This is a genomic window from Streptomyces sp. MUSC 14 (assembly GCF_001866675.1).
Taxonomy (GTDB): Bacteria; Actinomycetota; Actinomycetes; order Streptomycetales; family Streptomycetaceae; genus Streptomyces.
The window spans coordinates 38,737-62,649 of the sequence record NZ_MLYN01000050.1 but is presented as its reverse complement, the minus strand read 5'-3'; the positions used below and the strand labels follow the sequence as shown (position 1 = coordinate 62,649).

The window sequence follows — 23,913 nt, the reverse complement described above, 5'->3', positions numbered from 1 at the left end:
TGGAGCGTGAGGAGCGGCATGGCGTTCCGTGATCATCAGGAGCTGGAGGTGACCGTGATCGCGGTGGCCCCTGTGGGAGCGAAGGTCGAAGCTGACGGCGAAGTGGGCTTCATCGACCAGGCGAAGCATCCCTCCTGGTGGGACGCGAGCGCCGCACCACCCCAGGTCGGTGACCGGCTGCACGTCGTCGTCCTCGACGCGAGCCGGGAGCCTTCCCGGCTCAGCGCACTGCAACGGGACATCGACATCGCGCTGCGGCTGCGGGAGACATGAACCTCTCCGTTCGGAACGAGGAAATCCTGGCCCCTCTCTACGGACCGGAACTCCCACCACTGGACTCCGTCCGCCTCCGTTCCGTTCATCTCGACTGGCGTGGGCCGACGGTCACCCTGCGCCTGGACCTGCCCAGGCCACCGCTGCCTCTCCCGGACGAGTGGACCGCGTCGGGCGCCGGCACGGCGCAATGCCAACTCCGGTTCCTGGCAGTCGCACACCTGGTGCTGTCCGCCTGGGAACCACCTGTGACGGCCCGTGTCGCGGTGGCACCTCTGACAGGCGATGAGCACAGAATCCGTGTGGAGGCGTCGACGGATCGCGGTACCTTCCTGGCGTTTACCTGTCATGCAGACGTACTCGCCGCGCATCTGAGCGGCTTCCGCCCGGAACCGGACGGCTCGGACGAGGGCTCGCACGTCTTCCACAGCAGGGTCGACGCGATGCGGCACGCGACGCTTCCCGACCCCTGCGAGAAGACCTTCTATGAACGTTGAACTGAGCAGCCATGACCTCTTCTACGTGCACTTCGACGAGCGGCGCTGCTCGGCCACCCTCGGGTTCACGGACCAGGCAGGCGACGAGGCCGTCGAGTTCTTCCTCGTCTTCACCGAGGTCCGGAACGTGACGGTGCGCGGCTGGGCAGCTCCAGGGCGCAAGGGCGTACAGCTGCGCAGAACGGACGACGGGATCATGATGTCGGTCGAAGCCGAGGGGTCTGCCCTGAGCTTCCGGGCAGCGGACATGTCGGTGCAGCGGGCACGCTCGTTCCAAGCCTGGCCGCAGGAGGGCTGAGCCACTGTGGACAGCGGAATCCGTGCCGCCTCACCCGACGCCCTGATCCCCTTGAAGGACGCCCTCCCTCCCGCCGGTCTGCTCTACACGGCCCGGATGCGGGGGCAGGAGATGCGCGACGCCGACGGGGTGTTCACCCAGTTCCACGAGGCGCTCCGCCTCCCCGACTACTTCGGCTGGAACTGGAACGCCCTGCGGGACTGCCTGTGCGATCTCCACTGGATCACTGCCACCCACTTCCTCGTCGTCATCGACGACGGCGCCGCGGCCCTGTCGGAAGCCCCTGACGAACGCGAGATCCTTTTGCGGGCCCTGGACGACGCGGTGACCTTCTGGACGGGGAGGCCCGGATTGCCGGGGCAGGAGAGGAGAACCTTCGAGGTCGTGCTGCTGGGCCCGCCCGCAGCCGGATCTCACCACTAAGCGCTCCACCACCCCTCGGGGTACAGTGCGGAGGATCAGCAGATCCCCAGCCCCGAGGCCCCGCACGTGTTGACCCAGACCACCTCACGGGTGCTCGAACCGAGTGACCTTGATGCCGCGCTCGCCGTCCTCGACCGCGAGCCGGTCACGAACGCGTTCGTGACCTCGCGCGTCCGGATCGCCGGCCTCGACCCGTGGCGGCTCGGCGGCGAGATGTGGGGCTGGTACGAGGACGGCATGCTCACGTCCCTGTGTTACGCGGGGGCGAATCTGGTGCCGATCTGTGCCACCCCGCGTGCTGTGCGGGCCTTCGCCGACCGGGCCCGCAGGGCCGGGCGGCGCTGTTCGTCCATCGTCGGGCCCGCCGAGGCCACCGCCGGGCTGTGGCGTCTGCTGGAGCCGCACTGGGGCCCCGCGCGTGAGGTCCGGCCCCATCAGCCGCTCATGGTCACCGACCGGATGTCCGCCGACGTCGCCCCGGACCCGTACGTCCGCCGCGTCCGCAAGGACGAGATGGAGACGATCATGCCGGCGTGCGTGGCGATGTTCACCGAGGAGGTCGGCGTGTCCCCGATGGCTGGGGACGGCGGGCTGCTCTACCAGGCCCGCGTCGCCGAACTCGTCGGCTCCGGCCGCTCCTTCGCCCGTGTCGACGAGCACGGCAAGGTCGTCTTCAAGGCCGAGATCGGCGCCGCGACCAGCCAGGCCTGTCAGATCCAGGGCGTGTGGGTGGCTCCCGAGTACCGGGGGAAGGGCCTCGCGGCACCGGGCATGGCGGCGGTCCTGCAGTACGCCCTCGCCGACGTCGCCCCCGTGGTGAGCCTGTACGTGAACGACTTCAACACGGCGGCGAGACGGACGTACCACAGGGTGGGCTTCCATGAGGTGGGCGCGTTCATGAGCGTCCTCTTCTGAAAGTCACCGGTCGCCCGTTCACATCCCCTCGATCAGTTCCGCCGCCCGGACCACCGCCGCGAGCGCCTCGGGGCGTCCGGTGCGCCGGTGCACGTCGAGGCAGGTGTCGGCGAGCTTGATGACGTGTGCGTCCCCGTGCCGGGCGGCGAGCGCGAAGACCTCCTCCGCCGAGTCCGGCGCGGTCGGCAGGCCGTCCCGCGGGGCGGGTGCGGCCGGGCGGTAGGCCGCGGTGACGGCAGCACTCGCGGTCCATGCCGCGTGCAGAGCCGGCACCCATTGGGTGCGGGGGAGCGCCGGGAGGGTCCGCAGGGCCGCCATCGGCGCGGTCGCCGCGTGCACCAGCATGACGGCCGAGCCGTGTGCGTGGGGCAGATAGTGCAGTGCGGCGGCGGACGCCACCTCGGCCAGCAGCGCACGCGCCTGGTCCGCGTCCGCGGCGGGCCGGAGCGCGGCCGGCGCCGCGGGCCAGCCGGCCGTCTCGGGCAGCTGGCCGAGCCGGTGGCTGATACCGGCGCTCTGGTCCGGGACCGGCGGCACCGCCGCAAGGGCGGACTCGGGGTCGGCCGCCCCGGACGGCGTGACGACGGCGACCGGCTGCCAGCGCGCCGCCCAGTACCCGAGCGCCTGCCCCAGCTCGGTCAGCCGCGGATCCGCCCCACCGTTGCCGTCGGCGCCGCCATCCCCGCCGTGCCCGTCGTCGAGCAGGGCGTGCACCGCGTGGCCCGTGCGGATCACGCCGTGGGTGGCGCCCGCCGCGATGCCCGGCAGCAGCCTCGGCCACCAAGTCTCCAGCACCGCGCGCCAGGGCCGCTCCCGCACCTCGCGCTCGAAGTACGCGAGCCAGTCGCCGAGCCGGCGCGGGTCCCCCAGCGCCGTACGCCACTCGCCGGCGGTGACGGGCGACGTGCCGTGCGGCAGTTCGTCCAGCCGGTCCATGTAGCGGTCCAGCCAGCGGTGGACCTGGTCCCCGTGCCCGTTCCTGACCAGCGCCTCCACGGCCATCGGGCCGTGGTTGCTCAGCCAGCCCTCGAACTCCGGCCCGCTGCGGTGCAGTCGTTCGTACGCCTCGTCCAGAGTGCTGTCGATGCTCATGACATCCGACCGTAGGCAGTACCCGCACCCCGGTCATCGGCCACCGGATCGAGCCGCACCCCTGCGCCGGTCCTAGACCTCCGGTCGCACCCGTCCGGAGGCGGACCATGCCCCGTCGGCTTCCCTGTACCCTCCCCGCATGGACCTCGTCTTCGGCCCCCTGGACCTCGCAGCCCGCGTCGACGAGGCCTTGGCCGTGCAGGCCGTCGCCTTCGGGCTCGGGCCCGACGAGGTCGCCGTACGCCGGCAGATCGTCCAGCGGCACATGCAGTACCGGGGCGCGCGGGCGCTGGGTGCCACCCGTGGCGGGCGTCTGGTCGGGTTCGTCTACGGCATGCCCAACTCCCGTACGCACTGGTGGTCCACGGTCGTGGAGCCCTACCTCCGGGCCAACGACAACGCGGACTGGCTGGACGACTCGTTCGTCATCACCGAGCTGCACGTCCACCCCGGTCATCAGAACCGGGGGATCGGGCGGCGGCTGATCACCATGATCACCGACGCCGCCGCCGAGCCCCGCTCGATCCTCTCCGCGATCGACACCGACAGCCCCGCGCGCGGTCTGTACTTCTCCCTCGGGTACGTCGACCTCGCCCGCCGGGTCCACTTCCCGAGCGCGCCGCGGCCGTACGCCGTGATGGGCGCTCCGCTGCCGCTGCGCAGGCACTGACCGATTTCCGCCCGCACAGGCCGCCCGGCTAACCTCCATGCCATCACCCTTACCCGGCAGGAGTACGAGAGCCATGGCGAAAGCACCGGTCCAGCGCATGTCCCAGTTGATGGCGAAGACCCTGCGCGACGACCCGGCGGACGCCGAGGTGCTCAGCCACAAGCTCCTCGTCCGCGCCGGCTACGTCCGCCGCACCGCCGCCGGCATCTGGAGCTGGCTGCCCCTCGGCAAGAAGGTCCTCTCCAACGTCGAGCGGATCGTGCGCGAGGAGATGGACGCCATCGGCGCCCAGGAGGTCACCCTCCCCGCACTGCTGCCCCGTGAGCCCTACGACGCGACCGGCCGCTGGGACGAGTACGGCCAGGAGCTGTTCCGGCTCAAGGACCGCAAGGGCGGCGACTACCTCCTCGGCCCCACCCACGAGGAGATCTTCACCCTCCTGGTCAAGGACCAGTGCACGTCCTACAAGGACCTGCCGGTGATCCTCTACCAGATCCAGAACAAGTACCGCGACGAGGCCCGCCCCCGCGCCGGCATCCTGCGCGGCCGCGAGTTCCTGATGAAGGACTCGTACTCCTTCGACACCGAGGACGAGGGCCTCGCGAAGTCCTACGCCCTGCACCGCGAGGCCTACCAGCGCATCTTCGAGCGCCTCGGCCTCGACTACCGCATCTGCGCCGCGACCGCCGGTGCCATGGGCGGCTCCAAGTCCGAGGAGTTCCTCGCCCCGGCCGAGGCCGGCGAGGACACCTTCGCGGACTGCCCGAACTGCGACTTCGCCGCCAACACCGAGGCGATCACCTACGCCCTCAAGCCGGTCGACGCGGCCGACGTGCCCGCGCTGGAGGAGATCCCCACCCCGGACACCCCGACCATCGAGACCCTGGCCGCCTCGCTCGGCGTCCCGGCCTCCGCCACGCTGAAGAACCTGCTGGTCAAGGTGGACGGCGAGATCGTCGCCGTCGGCGTGCCCGGCGACCGCGAGGTGGACCTGGGCAAGGTCGAGGCGCACTTCGCCCCGGCCACCGTCGAGATGGTCACCGAGGCCGACTTCGCCGCCCGCCCCGACCTGGTCCGCGGCTACGTCGGCCCGCAGGGCCTCGGCGAGAAGGTCACGTACATCGCCGACCCGCGTGTGTCCCCCGGCACCTCCTGGATCACCGGTGCCAACAAGGACCAGACCCACGCGAAGAACGTCGTCGCGGGACGTGACTTCGAGGTCGCCGAGTACGTCGACGTCGTCGTCGTGCAGGAGGGCGACCCCTGCCCCCAGTGCGGCACCGGCCTGAAGCTGGACCGCGCCATCGAGATCGGCCACATCTTCCAGCTGGGCCGCAAGTACGCCGACGCCCTCAAGCTCGACGTCCTCGGCCAGAACGGCAAGCCCGTCCGCGTCACCATGGGCTCCTACGGCATCGGCGTCTCGCGTGCCGTGGCCGCGCTGGCCGAGCAGAACGCCGACGACAAGGGCCTGGTGTGGGCCAAGGAGGTCGCCCCGGCCGACGTGCACGTCGTCGCCGCCGGCAAGGCCCTGCAGACCGAGCTGGCCCTCGACGTCGCCGAGAAGCTGGCCGCCGCGGGCGTCCGCGTCCTGGTGGACGACCGGGCCGGTGTCTCGCCGGGCGTGAAGTTCACCGACGCCGAGCTGATCGGCGTCCCGCAGATCCTGGTCGCCGGCCGCCGCTCCGGCGAGGGCGTCGTCGAGCTGAAGGACCGCAAGACCGGTGAGCGCGAGGAGCTGCCGGTCGAGGACGCGATCGCCCGCCTGACCGCCTAGTCACGGTCCAGCCCCTGCCCGGCCGTTCCCCACACATCGGGGAACGGCCCGCGGAGGCTAGAGCCAGCCGGCGAACTCCAGCAACAGCTCGCCGTCCTTCGGCCGGCCCACCCGCAGCGCCCGCACGCCCGACTCCACCGCCCGGAACAGGGTCCAGCCGCGCAGCCGCTCCTGGTCGACCTCCAGGGACTCGGCGAGCCGCTTGATCCGGCGCCGTACGATCGCCGCGCCCGACGGCGACGCGATCAGGTCCTCCACCCGGTCCCGCACCAGCCGCGCCAGATCGAAGGCGCACTCGCCCGCCACCGGATCCGGACCCACCGCCAGCCACGGCATCCGCTCCCCGGACAGCACCTTGCTCTGCCGGAACGTGCCGTGCAGCAACCGGTGTTCGGGCGGCGCGGCCAGCAGTTCCTCGCGGGCCGTGAGTGCTGCGTCGACCAGCGGCGCCATCTCCGGGCCGGCGTGCGCGCCCGCCCGCATGGCCGTCGCCTGCCGCCCGGTGCGCTCGGCGACCGTCTCGAAGACATGGTCCTCGGGTGGCTCGACCCACAGCCGGCGCAGCGTCCCCGCCGCCTCCAGCAGCGCCTTCGCCTCCGGCAGCGACCGCACCGACACATCCGGGTGCAGCCGCTCCAGCAGCAGTACGCCCTCCTCGGTCCCGTCGTCGAGCAGCTCGACGGCGCCCAGGCCGCCCCAGTGCGCCAGCGCCGCCCGCTCGCTCTCCGGGCGGGCCCGAGGCGGGGCCAGCTTCAGCACCGCCGGGGTGCCGTCGGCGCGCCGCACCAGCAGCACCAGGCTGCTGCGCCCGCCCGGCACCTGCACCCGCTCCACGGTCAACTCCCGCTCGGCAACGGCCCGTTCGGCGGCCTTGGGCAGCTCCGCCAGCCAGGCGTCGCCGTCCGGTGCCGTCTCACCGAGCGCCTTCACCAGGCGCGGCGGCGGTTCGAAAGCCATGCGCGAGCGTTTCCCTTCGAGTCAAGAATCGTGTCGTTGCGGCGCGGGCCGGGTCACCGGCTCACGGTGACACCGAGGCGGCGGCCGACGGGGTCGCACCGGCCGAGCCCGTCCCCTCGGCGGCCCGCTCGGCGAGCCCAGGGAAGGCTACGCTCCGCCCGCTCCAGCGCACCGCGCGCACCGCGGCCTCGCGCAGCGCCCCGGCGGCCGCGCCGCGCCGCGCGCCCGTCGCCGCCCGCACCAGGTCCGCGTACACCCCGGCCAGCCGCTGCTCCAGCTGTGCGGCGAGCCGCAGCGCCGCCGCGGCGTCCGGCACCGGGAAGGGCAGCGCGTAGGCGGCGTCCGCGGCGACCGGCCGGCCACCCAGGTCGCGCACCTCGCGGGCCAGCGCGTCCCGGCCGGCCCGGTGGGCGTTCCAGGCCGCCCGTGCCTCGGCGCGGCGCGCCTCGGCGATCCGGCCGCCGACGACGCCGTAGCCGTACACCGCCGCGTGCTCCGCCGCCAGCGCCGCCTGGAGGGCGGTCAGCTCGGCCTTCTCGGCCGCGTCGTCGCTCATTTGGCCCCCTCGGTCAGCAGATACGCGTGCGTCGCCCCGGCCGCCGCCACCGACGCCAGCAGCCGCGCCGACTCGCCCGGCACGTCCAGCAGGTCCTTGGCGCGCCGGTCGGCGAGGGTGCGCTCGGCGGTCGCCAGCGCGGCCAGGGCGTCCTTCTCGGCGGCCGGGACGGCCGGGGCAGGGGAAGGAGCGGCCGACGACTTCCCGGGTGCGGCGGGCGTACCGTCCGCGAACGCCGCCACATGGGCCGCCACCTGCGCCCGCAGCGGCCGCAGCCGGTCCGCGAGCCCGGGGTGTGCGGCGAGCACGGCGTCGTAGCGCGCCAGCAGCGCCCGGCTGTCCCCGGCCGCACGCGCGCGTGCCCGCTCGGTCACCGAAGGGGTGCCGCCGCCGGAGTCGGGGCCGGATGTGCAGCCCGCCAGCAGGGCGGCACCGGCGGCCGAGGCGAGCAGGGTTCTTCTCCGCGGACCCGAGAGGGCGCGCGGGGTTGGCGGGTACGGCACGGCTGACGTCCTCGGGGGCTCGTACGAACACACGGGCGGGAGGGCGGCCCGCCGTGATCACGGTACCCGCGCATCCCCTCGCTTCATGTCACCGGCTCAGACAGCCCGCCCACGGGGTGCCCGGGTGTACCAGGCGCCCGCCCTCACCCCGGGCGGGGACAGCGACACCCCCCGCGACCGGATACCCTTTGACCAGACACGCGACCCATCCCACAACAGCACACGCGGCCGAGGAGTCACCCGGATGAGCACCACCCAGAGCGAGAGGCTGCGAGAGCTGCTGGAACCGCTCGTCACCTCCCAGGGGCTGGATCTCGAAGAGATCGCTGTGGACTCCGTCGGACGCAAGCGGGTGCTGCGCGTGGTCGTCGACTCCGACGACGGAGCCGACCTGGACGCCATCGCCGATGTGAGCCGTGCGCTCTCGGCGAAGCTCGACGAGACCGACGCGATGGGCGACGCGGCGTACGACCTGGAGGTCGGCACCCCCGGCGCGGAGCGCCTCCTCACCGACCACCGGCACTTCGTGCGGGCCACGGACCGGCTCGTGAAGTTCCAGCTGACCGAGGGCGGCGAGCTGATCGCCCGGATCCTGACGGTCGACGAGGACGGTCTCGACGTCGAGGTCCCCGGGGTCAAGGGCCGCAAGGCGACCAGCCGCCGGCTCGGCTTCCCGGAGATCGACAGGGCGCGCGTGCAGGTCGAGTTCAACCGCAAGGACAAGAAGGACATGAAGGAAGAGGAGGAGGCGTAGCCGTGGACATCGACATGAGCGCCCTGCGGGGCTTGGTCAGGGAGAAGGAGATCTCCTTCGACCTGCTGGTCGAAGCGATCGAGTCGGCCCTCCTCATCGCCTACCACCGCACCGAGGGAAGCCGCCGACACGCGCGCGTGGAGCTCAACCGGGAGACCGGGCATGTGACCGTGTGGGCGAAGGAGGACCCCGAGGACCTGGAGGAGGGCCAGGAGGCCCGGGAGTTCGACGACACCCCGTCCGGCTTCGGCCGGATCGCGGCGACCACCGCCAAGCAGGTGATCCTCCAGCGGCTGCGCGACGCCGAGGACGACGCGACGCTCGGCGAGTACGCGGGCCGCGAGGGCGACATCGTCACCGGCGTCGTCCAGCAGGGCCGCGACCCGAAGAACGTGCTGGTGGACATCGGCAAGCTGGAGGCCATCCTGCCGGTCCAGGAGCAGGTGCCCGGCGAGACCTACCCGCACGGCATGCGCCTGCGGTCGTACGTCGTCCGGGTGGCGAAGGGTGTCCGCGGTCCGTCCGTGACGCTGTCCCGCACGCACCCCAACCTGGTGAAGAAGCTCTTCGCCCTGGAGGTGCCGGAGATCGCCGACGGGTCGGTCGAGATCGCGGCGATCGCCCGTGAGGCCGGTCACCGCACCAAGATCGCCGTACGGTCCACCCGTTCGGGCCTGAACGCCAAGGGCGCCTGCATCGGCCCGATGGGCGGCCGGGTGCGCAACGTGATGGGCGAGCTGAATGGCGAGAAGATCGACATCGTCGACTGGTCGGACGACCCGGCGGAGATGGTGGCGAACGCCCTGTCACCCGCTCGGGTGAGCAAGGTGGAGGTCGTCGACCTCGCCTCCCGCTCCGCCCGGGTGACCGTGCCGGACTACCAGCTGTCGCTGGCGATCGGCAAGGAGGGGCAGAACGCCCGCCTCGCCGCCCGTCTCACCGGCTGGCGCATCGACATCCGCCCGGACACCGAGCAGCCCGCCGAATAACAGCCGGGCGCACCGGGGTCCCGGGCGCCGGGAATGGAATCAAGCCGCAGATCGTTGGGTTGGCTGCTGGTTTGCGACAACAGCCGTTCGATCTTTCCCCCGGGGGGGTGAGGTCGGTACGGGGAGGTAGACTTAATCGTGTCTGGCCGGACGCACGCCCGAGCATGCCCTGAACGCACCTGTGTGGGGTGCCGGGAGCGGGCGGCCAAGAACGATCTCCTGCGGATCGTACGGATCGAGGACGCCTGCGCCCCCGATCCGCGCGGTACGCTGCCCGGCCGGGGTGTCTATGTGCACCCCGCCCTGGTCTGTCTCGACCAGGCGGTACGCCGCCGGGCGTTCCCGCGGGCACTTCGCGCCCCGGGAGCGCTCGACACAAAGGCGTTGCGCCAGTACGTCGAGCGGACAACAGTTGTCGAGCAGGCAACACCGTAAGGAAGTGGCACGCGGACCGTCCGCGTGACCAGGTACCCCGCGAGTTGGAAGTAGGTCGAGATTGCGATGAGCACTCGATGAGCACGCGATGAGTACGCCCATGAAGTAGCGACGGTCCGGACGCAACCCGGACCTCAAAGGAGCGAAGTGGCTAAGGTCCGGGTATACGAACTCGCCAAGGAGTTCGGTGTGGAGAGCAAGGTCGTCATGGCCAAGCTCCAAGAACTCGGTGAATTCGTCCGTTCGGCGTCTTCGACCATCGAAGCGCCGGTTGTACGCAAGCTGACCGATGCCTTCCAGGGCGGTGGCAACGGCAAGTCCGCCGGCAAGCCCGCCCCGCGCAAGGCTTCCCCCAAGCCCGCCGCGCCCTCTCCGGTGCAGGCGGCTCGTCCGGCTGCCCCGAGGCCGCCGGCCCCCAAGCCTCCGACGGCGCCCGCTGCCCCGCAGCCGGCCGCCTCGTCGGCTCCCGCGCCGTCCGCGCCGGCTCCCGGCCCGCGTCCGGTGCCGGGTCCCAAGCCCGCGCCGCGTCCGGCCCCGGCCGCTCCGGAGTTCACCGCTCCGCCGGCCGCTCCGGCCGCTGCCGCCCAGACCCCGCAGGCCCCGGCCGCGCAGGGTCCGCGTCCCGGCGCCCGCCCCGGTGCCCCGAAGCCCGGCGGCCGTCCCGCCCAGGGCCAGGGTCAGGGCCGTCCGGGCCAGGGTGCCCCGCGTCCCGGTGGTCAGGCCCCGCGTCCGGGTGGCCGTCCGGCCGGCCCGCGTCCGGGCAACAACCCCTTCACCTCCGGTGGCTCCACCGGCATGGCCCGCCCGCAGGCCCCGCGCCCGCAGGGCGGACCCCGTCCTGGTGGCCACGGCGGCCACGGCGGCCCCGGTGCCCCCGGCGCCGGTCCGCGTCCGCAGGCCCCCGGTCAGCAGGGCGGCGGTCCGCGTCCGCAGGCTCCGGGCGGTTCCCGTCCGTCGCCCGCCGGCATGCCCCGCCCGCAGGGCGGCCCGCGTCCCGGCCCGGCCGGTCCGCGTCCGAACCCCGGCATGATGCCGCAGCGTCCCGCTGCCGGCCCGCGTCCCGGCGGCGGTGGCCCCGGTGGCCGTGGTCCCGGTGGCGGCGGTCGTCCCGGCGGCGGCGGTCGTCCGGGCGGCGGCGGCTTCGCCCGTCCCGGCGGCGGCGGTGGCGGCTTCGCCGGTCGTCCCGGCGGTCCCGGTGGCGGCGGCGGTGGCGGCGGCTTCGCCGGTCGTCCCGGCGGTCCCGGCGGTGGCGGCGGCGGTCGTCCCGGCTTCGGCGGCCGTCCCGGCGGTCCCGGTGGCCGTGGTGGCACGCAGGGTGCCTTCGGCCGTCCCGGCGGTCCCGCGCGTCGTGGCCGCAAGTCGAAGCGGCAGAGGCGCCAGGAGTACGAGGCCATGCAGGCCCCGAGCGTCGGCGGCGTGATGCTGCCGCGCGGCAACGGCGAGACCATCCGTCTCTCCCGCGGCGCGTCGCTCACCGACTTCGCGGAGAAGATCAACGCCAACCCGGCGTCGCTCGTCGCGGTCATGATGAACCTCGGCGAGATGGTCACGGCCACGCAGTCCGTCTCCGACGAGACCCTGCAGCTCCTCGCCGGCGAGATGAACTACGAGGTTCAGATCGTCAGCCCGGAGGAGGAGGACCGCGAGCTGCTCGAGTCCTTCGACATCGAGTTCGGCGAGGACGAGGGCGACGAGGAGGACCTGGTGGTCCGTCCGCCGGTCGTCACCGTCATGGGTCACGTCGACCACGGTAAGACCCGACTGCTCGACGCCATCCGCAAGACGAACGTCATCGCGGGCGAGGCCGGCGGCATCACCCAGCACATCGGTGCCTACCAGGTCTCGACCGAGGTCAACGACGAAGAGCGCAGGATCACCTTCATCGACACCCCGGGTCACGAGGCGTTCACCGCCATGCGTGCCCGTGGTGCGAAGTCGACCGACATCGCGATCCTGGTCGTCGCGGCCAACGACGGCGTCATGCCGCAGACGGTCGAGGCGCTCAACCACGCCAAGGCGGCCGACGTCCCGATCGTCGTCGCGGTCAACAAGATCGACGTCGAGGGCGCCGACCCGACCAAGGTGCGCGGTCAGCTGACCGAGTACGGCCTCGTGGCCGAGGAGTACGGCGGCGACACGATGTTCGTCGACATCTCCGCCAAGCAGGGCCTGCACATCGACTCCCTGCTGGAGGCCGTGGTCCTCACGGCCGACGCCTCGCTCGACCTGCGGGCCAACCCGGCCCAGGACGCGCAGGGCATCTCGATCGAGTCCCGTCTCGACCGCGGCCGCGGTGCCGTGGCGACGGTCCTCGTCCAGCGAGGCACCCTGCGGGTCGGCGACACGATGGTGGTGGGCGACGCCTACGGCCGCGTGCGCGCCATGCTCGACGACAACGGCAACAACGTCGCCGAGGCCGGCCCGTCGACGCCGGTCCAGGTCCTGGGCCTGACCAACGTCCCGGGTGCGGGCGACAACTTCCTGGTGGTCGACGAGGACCGTACGGCCCGTCAGATCGCCGAGAAGCGCGCCGCCCGCGAGCGCAACGCCGCGTTCGCCAAGCGCACGCGCCGCGTGTCGCTGGAGGACCTGGACAAGGTGCTGAAGGCCGGCGAGGTCCAGCAGCTGAACCTGATCATCAAGGGCGACGCTTCTGGCTCGGTCGAGGCCCTGGAGTCCTCCCTGCTCCAGCTGGACGTCGGCGAAGAGGTCGACATCCGCGTCCTGCACCGCGGCGTCGGTGCGGTCACGGAGTCCGACATCGACCTGGCGATGGGCTCCGACGCCATCGTGATCGGCTTCAACGTCCGCGCGGCCGGCCGCGCGGCGCAGATGGCCGAGCGCGAGGGCGTGGACGTCCGGTACTACTCGGTCATCTACCAGGCGATCGAGGAGATCGAGGCGGCCCTCAAGGGCATGCTCAAGCCGGAGTACGAAGAGGTCGAGCTCGGTACGGCGGAGATCCGCGAGGTCTTCAAGTCGTCCAAGCTGGGCAACATCGCCGGTGTCCTCATCCGCTCGGGCGAGGTCAAGCGCAACACCAAGGCGCGCCTCATCCGCGACGGCAAGGTGGTCGCGGAGAACCTCAACATCGAGGGCCTGCGTCGCTTCAAGGACGACGTCACCGAGATCCGCGAAGGCTACGAGGGTGGTATCAACCTCGGAAACTTCAACGACATCAAGGTCGACGACGTCATCGCGACGTACGAGATGCGCGAGAAGCCGCGCGTCTGATCGGCCGACGGTTTGCCGCTGGCCGGCGGGACGAGAGTTCCGTCGGCCAGCGCGCCGTTCCCGGGGGCGGAGCCCCCAGGCCGGCCGTACAGCAGGCGGCACCGGGAAACCCTGTCGAGCCACCGGCAGGTACGCGGTACCGTTCTTGATGTCCCCGGCCACACGGCCAAGGGGCCATCGATCCCGTACCGGCGGGTGAACCGGTTACATACATGTACGTGGGGACTCTGTCCTTCGACCTCCTCCTCGGCGACGTCCACTCGCTGAAGGAGAAGCGCTCCGTCGTCCGCCCCATCGTCGCCGAACTCCAGCGGAAGTACGCGGTGAGCGCGGCCGAGGTGGACCACATGGACCTCCATCGCAGGGCCTGCATCGGCCTGGCGATGGTCTCCGGCGACGCGGGGCACCTGAGCGACGTACTCGATCGGTGCGAGCGGCTGGTCGCGGGCCGCCCCGAGGTGGAACTGCTGTCGGTCCGACGGCGTTTTCACGGAGACGACGACTGAGCGCCGACTGCGCGACGACTGAGCGACGACGACTGAGCACAGAACGAAGAAGAAAGAACGGGAGACGGACCAGTGGCCGACAACGCGCGGGCGAAAAGGCTGGCGGACCTCATCCGAGAGGTGGTGGCCCAGAAGCTGCAGCGCGGGATCAAGGACCCGCGGCTCGGCTCGCACGTCACCATCACGGACACCCGGGTCACGGGTGACCTGCGGGAGGCGACCGTCTTCTACACGGTCTACGGGGACGACGAGGAGCGGACGGCCGCGGCCGCCGGCCTGGAGAGCGCCAAGGGCATCCTGCGCTCCGAGGTCGGCCGCGCGGCCGGCGTGAAGTTCACGCCGACCCTGACCTTCGTCGCGGACGCCCTGCCGGACACCGCCCGGACCATCGAGGACCTCCTCGACCGGGCCCGGCAGTCCGACGCCGCGGTGCGCGAGGCGTCCGCGGGCGCCGCGTACGCGGGCGAGGCGGACCCGTACAAGAAGCCGGGTTCCGACGAGGAGACGGACGACAGCGCCGAATGACCAGCAAGCCCACCCCGCCCGACGGCCTCGTCATCGTCGACAAGCCGTCGGGCTTCACTTCGCACGACGTGGTCGCCAAGATGCGCGGGATCGCCCGGACCCGCCGCGTCGGCCACGCCGGCACGCTCGACCCGATGGCGACCGGCGTCCTGGTCCTCGGCGTCGAGCGGGCCACCAAGCTCCTCGGCCACCTCGCGCTGACCGAGAAGGAGTACCTGGGCACCATCCGCCTGGGCCAGAACACGCTCACGGACGACGCCGAGGGCGAGATCACCTCGTCCACCGACACCGCCAAGGTGACCCGGGACGCCGTCGACGCCGGCATCGCCAAGCTGACCGGCGCCATCATGCAGGTGCCGTCCAAGGTCAGCGCCATCAAGATCGACGGCGTGCGGTCGTACAAGCGGGCCCGCGAGGGCGAGGACTTCGAGATCCCGGCCCGTCCGGTGACGGTCTCGTCCTTCACCGTGTACGACATCCGGGACGCGGTCGCCGAGGACGGCACGCGCGTCCTCGACCTGGTCGTCTCCGTCGTCTGCTCCTCCGGCACGTACATCCGCGCCCTCGCCCGCGACCTGGGCGCCGACCTCGGCGTCGGCGGCCACCTCACGGCGCTGCGCCGCACGCGCGTGGGGCCGTACAAGCTGGACGCGGCCAGGACCCTGGACCAGCTCCAGCAGGAGCTGACCGTGATGCCCGTCGCCGAGGCCGCCGCGGCCGCGTTCCCGCGCTGGCAGGTGGACACCCGGCGGGCCAGGCTGCTGCTGAACGGCGTACGCCTGGAGATGCCCGACGAGTACGCGGGCGGCGGCCCGGTGGCCGTCTTCGACGGTGAGGGCCGTTTCCTGGCGCTCGTCGAGGAACAGAAGGGCAAGGCCAAGAGCCTGGCCGTCTTCGGCTGAGGCAGCGCCTCCGGGGCACGCGTGGCATGGACACGCGTTCGCCCGTGGAGCGGCGACCGGCCACGGGGTGGGCTCCTGCCGCCGCTCCACGGTCCCCCCTCGGTTCCCCCATCCCTAGGGTTATCCAGCGGCACCCGTCTATTCACCCGTCCGGGCAGGCGCTCGGAGTGAACCGGGGGAGCGGACGGGGGCGCGTTCGCCACGCGATCTGTCCCGCCGATCATCGCGCGCCTACCGTCGAGGTCAGGCAGGGGCACGGGCGGGGAGGTACGGCCATGGCGGGACGGGGCCCGCGGACCGGATGCGGTCGCGGGGAGGCGGGGGACAGGCGCCGGGAGCCGGGGGACGGCATCGGCCGTACACCTGCGCCACCTCCCCCCGCTTCCCACGTTCCCGGGCTGGTCCAGATCCGCGACCTGGCCGGCCGCCCCCGTGGCGTCGGCTTCCTCGCCGATCACGACGGCACCCTGCTCACCAGCCACGAGGCGGTCGACGGCCTGCCCCGGCTGGTCCTGCGCGCCACGGCCGACACCGGAGCCGGGGACGGCGCCGGGGACGGCCGGGGTGCCGGCGAGCGCGTGTGCGTGGTCGACGCCGCCGCCGTCACCCCGCTGCCCGCCCAGAACCTGGCCCTCGTGCGCACCCAGGGGCTGGGCACGGCCCCGCTGCCGCTGACGGTGCGGGAGCGGATCGACGCCGGCACGTACGTACGGCTCCCGGCGGGCTGCTGGCGTGAGGCGCGGGTGCTGGCCGCCACCGAGGCGACGTACACCGCCACGGACCGCTGCCACCCCGTCCCGGAGGCGCTGGAGCTGGCCATCGGCACCGCGGGCCGGGACGCACTGCGGCTCGGCTGCGGGGCGGCCGGGGGACCGGTGCTGGACCCGTGCACCGGCGCGGTCCTCGGCGTCCTCGGCACGGCCCTGCACACCGGGCAGCGCGACGCGGCCTTCGCCGTGCCGCTGCGGCCCGCCGCCGACGGCCCCCTCGGCGAGCTGCTCGCCCGCAACGCGGCGACCGTGCCCGCGTACGGCGCCGACCTCAACCTGGGCGGCGTCCTGGAGCTGACCGCCACCTCGGTCGGCCAGGACGGCCCGCCCGCCCGCCTCGCCGACGGCCCGGAACCCGTCGAACGGTACGGCGTCGCAAGGGAGTTGGCGGCCTTCGCGGACGGTGACCGGGCCGTGCTCGCGCTCGTCGGCGCCGCGGGCAGCGGCCGTACGACGGAACTCGCGGCCCTCGCCGCGCGCCGGGCCCGTACCGATCGGCCCGCGCCCACGCTCTGGCTGCGCGGCGCCGACCTGGCGGACGCCGACGGCTCCGTGGCCGACGCGGCCAGGCGCACGCTGGAGCGGGCCGCCCGGATCGTCGCCGCCGCCCGCTGTGCCCCCTCCGGCGGCCTCGGCGACGTCACCCCCGAGCGCCTCGCCCGCCTCGCCGCCCGCGCCGGGCGCCCGCTGCTGCTCCTCGTCGACGGCCCCGAGGAGATGCCGCCCGTCCTCGCCCACCGGCAGCCCGAGTGGATCCGCGGCACCGCCGACTGGCTGCGCGAGACCGGGGCGCGGCTGGTGGTGGCGTGCCGGGAGGAGTACTGGGAGCGAGCGGGTGCACTATTCCCGCCGGACCAGCTGTACGCGCCGGCGGACCCCGCGGCGCCGACGGCTCCCACGGCTCGGGTGACGGGCCCCGCGGCTCCGCTGGCCGCTGCGGCTCCGGCCGCCGGGCGTGTGCCTTCGGCGGCTCCGGCCCCTCCGGTGGTTCCCGCACCTCAGACGTTCACCGCGACCCCGCCCTGTCCGCCCGGTCCTCCTCCCCCGCCTCTCCCGCCCTGTGTCCGGCTCGCCGCGCTGACGTCGGACGAGGCCCGCCGTGCCCGTGCGCGGTACGGCGTCCCCGACGGGGTGCTCGGCGGCCGGGACGCCCGGCATCCGCTCGTCCTGCGGCTGCTGGCCGAGATCCGCGCCGCCGTCCCCGACGCCCCTGCCGCCGCCAGGTCCGTCGGCCGGCACGAGGTCTTCGCCGCCCACCTCGACCTGATGTGCCTGCGCATCGCGCTCCGGCTCGCCGCCGCGAGCGGCGACCTGCGCGGTACGGCCGTACGACGGCTCGCGGCGCGCGTCGCCGGGCAGGTGCACGAGGCCGCCCGGCGCAGTCTCGGACCCGGGCAGGGCGAGCTGGACCGGGAGTCCTTCGAGGCGGTGTTCCCGTGGGGACCCGCGCCGGCCCGCCTCGGCGGTGGCACCGGCTGGGCGTCCGCCGTACTCGCCGAGGGCCTGCTCGTCCCGGCCGGCACCGGCTACCGCTTCGCGCACGGGGAGGTGGCCGACTGGATCCAGGGCATGCACCTCGACCTGGACGAGGCCCTGCACGCCCTCGTCCACCGCCCCCGCGCCACGGGCGAGCGCGCGCCCGTCCCGGTGCCGCACCACCGCGCCGGGCCGGTCGTACAGGCCCTGCTGCTGCTCGCCCAGCAGTGCGGACCACGCCAACTCGCCGCCCGCCTGCGGGACTTGACCGACGCGCTGGACCGGGACCCCGCCTCCTGGTGGGCCGCCCGGCTGCTCGCCCATACCCTGCACCAGGTCCCGGACGCGACGCCGTACACCGAGGTGCTGCGGCTGCTCGCCGAGCGGATCGTGGCCTGGCGCCGGGCGCGGCGGACTGTCCCGGCCGAGTTCGGGCCCGCCTTCTGGACCGGGCTGCCCCTCCCGGACGCCGAGCGCCTCGATCTGCTGCGCCGGCTCGTGCTGGCCGACCAGGCGACCCCGGGGCCCGGGGGGCGCTACCTCGACGCCGTGGCCCGGCTGCTCGCCGCCGCCCCCGCCGTCGTACAGCCGGAGCTGATCCGCTGGTTCGCCGACGAGCGGCCGCTGCCCGCGACGCCGCACGCCACCGTCGCCACGGCCGCCCAGGCGCTGCTGCACACCCACCGGCACGGCGCGCTGGACGATCTCATCGACCTGCTGGCGGGCAGCCCCCACCGCCGCGCCGACGAACTGCTCGGCACGCTCGCCGAGGACGAGCCGGCGGCCCTGTGCCGGGCCGTCGACCGCTGGGCGCACGACGAGCGCGCCGTCCGCCGGGCGACGGCGGTCGCGTTCGGGCTGCGTACGGCCCCGCACGCGCACGCGGAGGCCGACCGCGCGCTGCTGCGGCTCGCCGCCCTCGCCCTGCTCGCCCGCCCCGCCGACCGTTTCCTGCACGGCGGCGCGCTCGCCCTGCTGGTCCACGACCCGCACACCCGGGACTCGTATCTGCCCGCCGCCCTGCGGCACTTCGCCGACGGCGACCCGCACGTCCCGCCCGGCGCCCTGGCCCCGGCCCTCACCACCCATCCCGAACCGGTCCTGGAGGCCTTCCGCACCCGGCTGGGCGCCTCGGACGCGCCTGACGCCGCGCGCCTCCTGGCCGCCCTCGCCGACGCCGCCACCCCGGCCCTCGCCCGCGCCGTCGCCGCCCTCGCCCGGGACGCCGTACGGCAGCGCCCCGAGGGCGCGGGACACCTGGCCGGACAGCTCGCCCACCACGTCGACCGGCGATTCGAGCAGCAGGGGCCCACCGCGCGCCCCGTCCTCCTGCCCCTCGTCACGGGCCTGCTCGACGGCGGCCCCGAACCGCTGCGCGCGGCCCTCGCCGCGGTCCTCGCCGCCCCGGGCACCCCGGCCTGCCACCCGCTGCGCCGCGAACTGCTGGAGATCCTGCTGGCCGGTGAACAGGAGCCGTCCGTCCTGACCGCCGTCCTGCACGCGGCGGCCGCGCACGGCGACCGCCGCGAGGAGGAGATGCGCGGGCTCGTCCACCGCACCGGTCTGCTCCTGGTCCGTACGCCCGAGGGCGCCACCCGCTTCGACCGCGGCCTGGTCGACCTGGGCCGGCACGTGCCCGGCTTCGCCCTGCTCATGGCCCGCTGGCTGAGCGCGGCCCCGGACGACTGGGCCGCCGTGGTGGGCCCCAGCACGCGCCGCACGCTGGAGAGCCTGGCCGGCGTCCGGGTACCGGCCTGAGCAGTGCCGACGGCATGGCGGTGAACGTGCGCCCGGTCACAGCCCCGATACCGATGCGGGTCAGGGGCACCCGGCATGGCACCCTTAGACCTGCGCAGGTCTTGAGAATCAATACGGACACGGGTTCGAGGAGCGGTCACAGTGCAGCGCTGGCGTGGCTTGGAGGACATCCCCCAGGACTGGGGGCGCAGCGTCGTCACCATCGGTTCCTACGACGGCGTCCACCGCGGCCACCAGCTGATCATCAAGCATGCCGTGGACCGCGCCCGCGAGCTGGGCGTCCCGGCCGTCGTGGTCACCTTCGACCCGCACCCCAGCGAGGTCGTCCGCCCCGGCAGCCACCCGCCGCTGCTCGCCGCGCACCACCGCCGTGCCGAGCTGATGGCGGAGCTGGGCGTGGACGCGGTGCTCGTCCTTCCCTTCACCACCGAGTTCTCGAAGCTCTCGCCCGCCGACTTCGTCGTGAAGGTCCTGGTGGACAAGTTGCACGCCAGGGCAGTCGTGGAGGGCCCCAACTTCCGCTTCGGCCACAAGGCCGCGGGCAACGTCGAGTTCCTCGCCGAGCAGGGCAAGACCTACGACTTCGAGGTCGAGGTCGTCGAACTGTACGTCACCGGCGAGGCGGGCGGCGGCAAGCCGTTCTCCTCGACCCTGACGCGCTGCCTGGTCGCCGAGGGTGACGTCGAGGGCGCCCGCGAGATCCTGGGCCGCCCGCACCGCGTGGAGGGCGTGGTCGTGCGCGGCGCCCAGCGCGGCCGCGAAATGGGCTTCCCGACGGCCAACGTCGAGACCCTCCCGCACACCGCCATCCCGGCCGACGGCGTGTACGCCGGCTATCTGCACGTCGACGGCGAGGCCATGCCGGCCGCGATCTCGGTCGGCACGAACCCGCAGTTCGACGGCACCGAGCGGACGGTGGAGGCGTACGCCATCGACCGCGTCGGCCTCGACCTGTACGGACTGCACGTCGCCGTCGACTTCCTCGCCTACGTGCGCGGCCAGGCGAAGTTCGACTCGCTGGAAGCCCTGCTGGACCAGATCGCGGCGGACGTGAAGCGGTGCCGGGAGATCGTGGCGGCGCAGGAGTGACCGCGGGCGACTGACACGAAAGGGTGGCCGGTGCGATGCGCACCGGCCGCCCTTTTCGGTTGCTGCTACTGCTGCGGGGCCTGCGGCGGCTGCGGCTGCTCCTGCGGGGGCTGGGGAGCCTGGGGGTAGCCGTACGCCTGGCCGGGCTGCTGCTGCGGCTGGCCGTACAGCTCCTGGCCGGGGGCCTGCGGGTACGGCTGCCCCGGCTGTCCGGGCTGCTGCGGGAACGGCTGACCGGGGGCACCGGCGGGAGCCTGCGGGTACGGCTGTCCGGGCATGGGCTGCCCCGGCATCGGCATCGGCTGCCCCGGCACGGGCGCTCCCGGCATCGGCTGTCCGGGCTGTCCGGGCTGTCCCTGCTGGGGCGGGTACGGCTGCCCAGGAGCCTGCGGGTACGGCTGTCCGGGGGCCTGTGGGTACGGCTGAGGCTGACCGGGCATGGGCTGTCCGGGCTGCTGCGGGAACGGCTGTCCGGGCATGGGCTGTCCCGGCATCGGCTGTCCCGGCATCGCGTAGCCCGGCATGGGCGGGGCGGCGACCGGCGGTGGGTTGCCGTCGCTGGTCCACAGGCCGTGTGCCTGCTGGTGGCGGATGAAGTCCTCGGCGATCAGCGCGGCGAGGTTGAAGTACGCCTCGCGCGTTCGCGGCCGCATCATGTCGAGGTCGACCTCGGCGCCGGCGGCCAGATGCTCGTCGAAGGGCACGACGACGACACCGCGCGTGCGCGTCTCGAAGTGCGCCACGATGTCCTCGACCTTGATCATCTTGCCGGTCTCGCGGACCCCGGAGATGACGGTGAGAGACCGGGAGACCAGGTCCGCGTACCCGTGCGCGGACAGCCAGTCCAGCGTCGTACTGGCGCTGCTCGCACCGTCCACGGAGGGCGTCGAGATGATGATGAGCTGGTCGGCGAGGTCGAGCACCCCGCGCATGGCGCTGTAGAGCAGACCGGTACCGGAGTCCGTCAGGATGATCGGGTACTGGTTGCCGAGCACCTCGATCGCGCGCCGGTAGTCCTCGTCGTTGAACGTGGTCGAGACGGCCGGGTCGACGTCGTTGGCGATGATCTCGAGCCCGGACGGCGCCTGGGACGTGAACCGCCGGATGTCCATGTACGAGTTCAGGTACGGGATCGCCTGGACGAGGTCCCGGATGGTGGCACCGGTCTCCCGGCGCACGCGGCGGCCGAGCGTACCGGCGTCCGGGTTGGCGTCGATCGCGAGGATCTTGTCCTGCCGCTCGGTGGCGAGGGTGGATCCGAGCGCGGTGGTCGTGGTCGTCTTGCCGACGCCGCCCTTGAGGCTGATGACCGCGATCCGGTAGCAGGACAGCACCGGCGTGCGGATCAGCTCCAGCTTGCGCTGCCGCTCGGCCTCCTCCTTCTTGCCGCCGAGCTTGAAGCGGCTGGACGCCGCGGCGGGCCGCCCGCTCTTCGCCTTCTGCTTCTTGTTGTTGAGCAGCCGGTCCGAGGACAGCTCCACGGCAGCGGTGTAACCGAGCGGTGCGGCACCGGGGTTGGTCATCTGCCGCTGGTCGTGCTGAATCGGCTGCGGCCACGCGGCACCGGTGCGCGGGTCGACGGGCGCCTGCGGGGCGTCCGCCTGCGGCTGCGGGAAGCCGTAACCGCCGGGCTGCGGCGGGGAGTTGACGTCGGCCGGCGGGAAGCCGTAACCACCGGGTCCGGCGGCCCCCGCCTGCTGCGGATGAGGCTGTGGCTGGGGCTGTGGCTGGGGCTGCGGCTGGGGTCCCGGCACGACGGGCTGACCGGGCTGCTGCGGCTGGTTGGGCTGGTTCCAGGCGGCGGGCGCGGGCTGCGGGGCCTGCGGCTGGAACGGCGGCTGCAGACCGGGCAGGGGACCGGGCTGCTGCGGTGCGGGCTGCTGCGGCGGTGCCGGCTGACCAGGCTGGCCGGACCACTGGCCCGCCGGAGCGGGGGCAGCGGGCTGGTAGGAGGGCGGCAGCGGCGGCACCCCGCTCTGCGGCGCGGGCGGAGGCGCCCAACCGGGCTGCGGGACCGGCGCATCCTGCGGGGCCTGCGCATCCTGTGGGGCCGGGGGAGCGACGGGAGCCTGCGGCACGGCGTCCTGCGGGACGGCGGCGGGCGGCACGGCGGCGGGCGGCACGGCGTCCTGGGGCGCGTCGGCCTGAGCGACGGCGGAACCGTCCGCCTGAGAACCGTCGGTCACCTCGCCACCCTCGGCCGGAGCCTCGGCGGCAGCGGCAGCAGCAGCGGCACCGTCCGCGTCCACGGCCGGAAGACCGGTGCTGCTCGCGCCCTCGCGCTCATTCGCATCGATACCGGCATCGACATCGGTACCGGCACCCTCCGCGTCCACGTCCGCGGAGGCCTCCTCCGATACGCCGCTCTCGGCAACGGCGTCCCCCTGACCGGCGGCATCGCCCCCGGACTCGGCAGACTCCTGCGACTCCTGGAGTTCCTCGGCCACATGACCCACGGCGCCCTCACCGGAGTCACCCGACGCCACCACGGCCTCGGGCGCACCCTCGGCACCCTCCGCACCGGCGGCACCCGTGCTCTCTGCGTCGGCCGATTCGGTGCCGGCGGCCTCGGCGGAACCCTGGCCGACGGACTCGGCCTCCTCCTTGACGGCCGCCGCGCGCTCGGCGATCTCGGCCATCTCGCGCTTCAGGGCCACGGCGGAGAACCGCATGGTGGCCCCGCTCTCCAGATCCCCGTTGTCCGGCTCAGGCGCGGGCGCCTCGGGCTGGACCTGCGGAGCGGCCGACGGCTGCTGCAACTCGAAGTCGTGCGAAGCGGACTGCTGCTGCGGCTCGAACCCCTGCGGCAACTGCGGCATCGGCGCCGGAGGCACGACGGGAGGCCCGACCGGCGGCGCGGGTTGCACCGGCGGCGGGAAGCCGTAACCGCCCTGCGCGGGCGGCGGCGGAGGCGGCGGAGCGTACGGGGTGCCCTGCGGGGGCGCGTACGGAGCGCCCTGCGGCGGGGTACCGACGGGCTGCTGCGGCCCCGGCGCCACCGGAGGAACGGACGAACCCGACGCGTTCTGCGTGTACCAGGCGGGCGGCGCGTAGTCGATGGTGAACTCGCCCGTCATCTCGATGGCGGACTCCGCGTCGGTCTGGTCGTCGTCGGGTGTGTCCCAGCCCCCGCGGATCCCGTCCCGATCGCTGTTCACAGTTCCTCCTGGTGTGGTCGAACACCCTCATGCTCATGCCGTGCTGGGGGCGACCGTTCCTGTCGTACGATTCGCCGGGCTTCCCCCCGGAGCCATCGGCCCCTTTGGTCGCGAGACGTGTACCCCCGCTCGCGGGATTTCGCGACGTGCCCGGACCCAGCCTAATCACCAAAGCGAGGGGGCTGGCAGGCCCGGCCGCTCCTTCGTGCCCGTACGACGCGTCACATCGGGCCCGAGGTCGCCCCGGCGTAGGCGGACGTACACCAAAACGTGACGCAGGCGCATCTCGACCAGTCGCCCATAGCGGGTGAATAGGGGCGACATTTCGCGTGGTCCTCTCGCTTCGCTCCAGTTCC

The 23,913-nt window shown here is 73.4% G+C and carries 21 protein-coding genes; 16 read left to right on the top strand and 5 right to left on the bottom strand.

Going from position 1 to position 23,913, the window contains the following annotated elements; all coding sequences use genetic code 11:
- The first annotated feature begins 18 nt into the window (after positions 1-18).
- The 5 genes from BIV25_RS30415 to BIV25_RS30395 all read left to right on the top strand — a co-directional run bounded on the left by BIV25_RS30415 (position 19) and on the right by BIV25_RS30395 (position 2,406).
- Positions 19-273 carry a hypothetical protein gene (locus BIV25_RS30415; protein ID WP_071375669.1) on the top strand — a complete coding sequence of 85 codons (255 nt, stop codon included), beginning with the start codon at positions 19-21 and terminating at the stop codon, positions 271-273.
- Positions 270-770, top strand: a complete 501-nt coding sequence (locus BIV25_RS30410; RefSeq protein ID WP_071375668.1) for an Imm50 family immunity protein — start codon at positions 270-272, stop codon at positions 768-770. The genes BIV25_RS30415 and BIV25_RS30410 overlap by 4 nt, the downstream gene beginning before the upstream one ends.
- On the top strand, positions 760-1,068 hold the full coding sequence (locus BIV25_RS30405) for a hypothetical protein (RefSeq protein ID WP_071375667.1): 309 nt from the start codon (positions 760-762) through the stop codon (positions 1,066-1,068). Before BIV25_RS30410 ends, BIV25_RS30405 begins: the two co-directional genes overlap by 11 nt.
- A gap of 6 nt (positions 1,069-1,074) precedes the next feature.
- Positions 1,075-1,491 (top strand): barstar family protein, encoded by a 417-nt coding sequence (locus BIV25_RS30400; RefSeq protein ID WP_071375666.1) that lies wholly within the window; start codon positions 1,075-1,077, stop codon positions 1,489-1,491.
- Positions 1,492-1,557: 66 nt separating this feature from the next.
- Positions 1,558-2,406, top strand: a complete 849-nt coding sequence (locus tag BIV25_RS30395) for a GNAT family N-acetyltransferase (protein WP_071375665.1) — start codon at positions 1,558-1,560, stop codon at positions 2,404-2,406.
- 18 nt (positions 2,407-2,424) lie between these two features.
- On the opposite strand, the gene BIV25_RS30390 is transcribed toward BIV25_RS30395, so the two are convergent.
- Positions 2,425-3,498: a questin oxidase family protein gene (locus tag BIV25_RS30390; protein WP_071375664.1), complete on the bottom strand. Its 1,074-nt coding sequence runs from the start codon at positions 3,496-3,498 to the stop codon at positions 2,425-2,427.
- 139 nt (positions 3,499-3,637) lie between these two features.
- Here BIV25_RS30390 and BIV25_RS30385 point away from each other — a divergent pair, with 139 nt between their 5' ends.
- Together BIV25_RS30385 and BIV25_RS30380 are read left to right on the top strand one after the other, a co-directional pair.
- A complete protein-coding gene (locus BIV25_RS30385) occupies positions 3,638-4,168 on the top strand; it encodes a GNAT family N-acetyltransferase (RefSeq protein WP_071375663.1) in 531 nt (176 codons plus the stop codon).
- A 73-nt stretch (positions 4,169-4,241) separates the two neighbouring features.
- On the top strand, positions 4,242-5,945 hold the full coding sequence (locus BIV25_RS30380; protein WP_071375662.1) for a proline--tRNA ligase: 1,704 nt from the start codon (positions 4,242-4,244) through the stop codon (positions 5,943-5,945).
- A 57-nt stretch (positions 5,946-6,002) separates the two neighbouring features.
- Here BIV25_RS30380 and BIV25_RS30375 read toward each other — a convergent pair whose 3' ends face one another.
- The 3 genes from BIV25_RS30375 to BIV25_RS30365 form a co-directional block, all read right to left on the bottom strand.
- Positions 6,003-6,902, bottom strand: a complete 900-nt coding sequence (locus BIV25_RS30375; RefSeq protein WP_071375661.1) for an aminoglycoside phosphotransferase family protein — start codon at positions 6,900-6,902, stop codon at positions 6,003-6,005.
- A 61-nt stretch (positions 6,903-6,963) separates the two neighbouring features.
- Positions 6,964-7,458 carry a DUF4439 domain-containing protein gene (locus BIV25_RS30370; protein WP_071375660.1) on the bottom strand — a complete coding sequence of 165 codons (495 nt, stop codon included), beginning with the start codon at positions 7,456-7,458 and terminating at the stop codon, positions 6,964-6,966.
- Entirely contained in the window at positions 7,455-7,961 is a 507-nt protein-coding gene (locus tag BIV25_RS30365; protein WP_071375659.1) for a hypothetical protein, read from the bottom strand. Before BIV25_RS30365 ends, BIV25_RS30370 begins: the two co-directional genes overlap by 4 nt.
- 244 nt (positions 7,962-8,205) lie before the next feature.
- Between BIV25_RS30365 and rimP the strand changes: the two genes are divergently transcribed.
- The 9 genes from rimP (at position 8,206) to BIV25_RS30325 (ending at position 20,399) form a co-directional block, all read left to right on the top strand.
- Positions 8,206-8,715, top strand: coding sequence for a ribosome maturation factor RimP (gene rimP, locus BIV25_RS30360; RefSeq protein ID WP_071375658.1), 510 nt, complete (start codon positions 8,206-8,208; stop codon positions 8,713-8,715).
- Positions 8,716-8,717: 2 nt separating this feature from the next.
- Positions 8,718-9,704 (top strand): transcription termination factor NusA, encoded by a 987-nt coding sequence (gene nusA / locus BIV25_RS30355; RefSeq protein ID WP_071375657.1) that lies wholly within the window; start codon positions 8,718-8,720, stop codon positions 9,702-9,704.
- A 138-nt stretch (positions 9,705-9,842) separates the two neighbouring features.
- Positions 9,843-10,139: a YlxR family protein gene (locus tag BIV25_RS47900; RefSeq protein WP_079176982.1), complete on the top strand. Its 297-nt coding sequence runs from the start codon at positions 9,843-9,845 to the stop codon at positions 10,137-10,139.
- 147 nt (positions 10,140-10,286) lie between these two features.
- Positions 10,287-13,373, top strand: coding sequence for a translation initiation factor IF-2 (gene infB, locus BIV25_RS47895; protein ID WP_079176981.1), 3,087 nt, complete (start codon positions 10,287-10,289; stop codon positions 13,371-13,373).
- A gap of 212 nt (positions 13,374-13,585) precedes the next feature.
- On the top strand, positions 13,586-13,879 hold the full coding sequence (locus BIV25_RS30345) for a DUF503 domain-containing protein (protein WP_071375655.1): 294 nt from the start codon (positions 13,586-13,588) through the stop codon (positions 13,877-13,879).
- Between the two features lie 72 nt (positions 13,880-13,951).
- The gene (gene rbfA, locus BIV25_RS30340) at positions 13,952-14,404 is read left to right on the top strand and encodes a 30S ribosome-binding factor RbfA (RefSeq protein ID WP_071375654.1); all 453 of its coding nucleotides are present in this window, start codon (positions 13,952-13,954) and stop codon (positions 14,402-14,404) included.
- Positions 14,401-15,306: a tRNA pseudouridine(55) synthase TruB gene (gene truB / locus BIV25_RS30335; protein WP_071375653.1), complete on the top strand. Its 906-nt coding sequence runs from the start codon at positions 14,401-14,403 to the stop codon at positions 15,304-15,306. The genes rbfA and truB overlap by 4 nt, the downstream gene beginning before the upstream one ends.
- A gap of 275 nt (positions 15,307-15,581) precedes the next feature.
- Complete coding sequence (locus BIV25_RS30330) at positions 15,582-19,310, top strand: trypsin-like peptidase domain-containing protein (RefSeq protein ID WP_256256253.1); 3,729 nt, start codon at positions 15,582-15,584, stop codon at positions 19,308-19,310.
- 141 nt (positions 19,311-19,451) lie between these two features.
- On the top strand, positions 19,452-20,399 hold the full coding sequence (locus tag BIV25_RS30325) for a bifunctional riboflavin kinase/FAD synthetase (protein ID WP_071375652.1): 948 nt from the start codon (positions 19,452-19,454) through the stop codon (positions 20,397-20,399).
- Between the two features lie 65 nt (positions 20,400-20,464).
- Here BIV25_RS30325 and BIV25_RS30320 read toward each other — a convergent pair whose 3' ends face one another.
- Positions 20,465-23,557: an SCO5717 family growth-regulating ATPase gene (locus tag BIV25_RS30320; protein WP_071375651.1), complete on the bottom strand. Its 3,093-nt coding sequence runs from the start codon at positions 23,555-23,557 to the stop codon at positions 20,465-20,467.
- Between the last annotated feature and the right edge of the window lie 356 nt (positions 23,558-23,913).

Bases quoted from the DNA above. Each gene is read 5' to 3' on its own strand.
- BIV25_RS30415 (WP_071375669.1), top strand. From the start codon at position 19: ATGGCGTTCCGTGATCATCAGGAGCTGGAGGTGACCGTGATCGCGGTG.
- BIV25_RS30410 (WP_071375668.1), top strand. From the start codon at position 270: ATGAACCTCTCCGTTCGGAACGAGGAAATCCTGGCCCCTCTCTACGGA.
- BIV25_RS30405 (WP_071375667.1), top strand. From the start codon at position 760: ATGAACGTTGAACTGAGCAGCCATGACCTCTTCTACGTGCACTTCGAC.
- BIV25_RS30390 (WP_071375664.1), bottom strand. From the start codon at position 3,498: ATGAGCATCGACAGCACTCTGGACGAGGCGTACGAACGACTGCACCGC.
- BIV25_RS30385 (WP_071375663.1), top strand. From the start codon at position 3,638: ATGGACCTCGTCTTCGGCCCCCTGGACCTCGCAGCCCGCGTCGACGAG.
- BIV25_RS30380 (WP_071375662.1), top strand. From the start codon at position 4,242: ATGGCGAAAGCACCGGTCCAGCGCATGTCCCAGTTGATGGCGAAGACC.
- BIV25_RS30375 (WP_071375661.1), bottom strand. From the start codon at position 6,902: ATGGCTTTCGAACCGCCGCCGCGCCTGGTGAAGGCGCTCGGTGAGACG.
- BIV25_RS30370 (WP_071375660.1), bottom strand. From the start codon at position 7,458: ATGAGCGACGACGCGGCCGAGAAGGCCGAGCTGACCGCCCTCCAGGCG.
- rimP (WP_071375658.1), top strand. From the start codon at position 8,206: ATGAGCACCACCCAGAGCGAGAGGCTGCGAGAGCTGCTGGAACCGCTC.
- BIV25_RS30345 (WP_071375655.1), top strand. From the start codon at position 13,586: ATGTACGTGGGGACTCTGTCCTTCGACCTCCTCCTCGGCGACGTCCAC.
- truB (WP_071375653.1), top strand. From the start codon at position 14,401: ATGACCAGCAAGCCCACCCCGCCCGACGGCCTCGTCATCGTCGACAAG.
- BIV25_RS30330 (WP_256256253.1), top strand. From the start codon at position 15,582: ATGGCGGGACGGGGCCCGCGGACCGGATGCGGTCGCGGGGAGGCGGGG.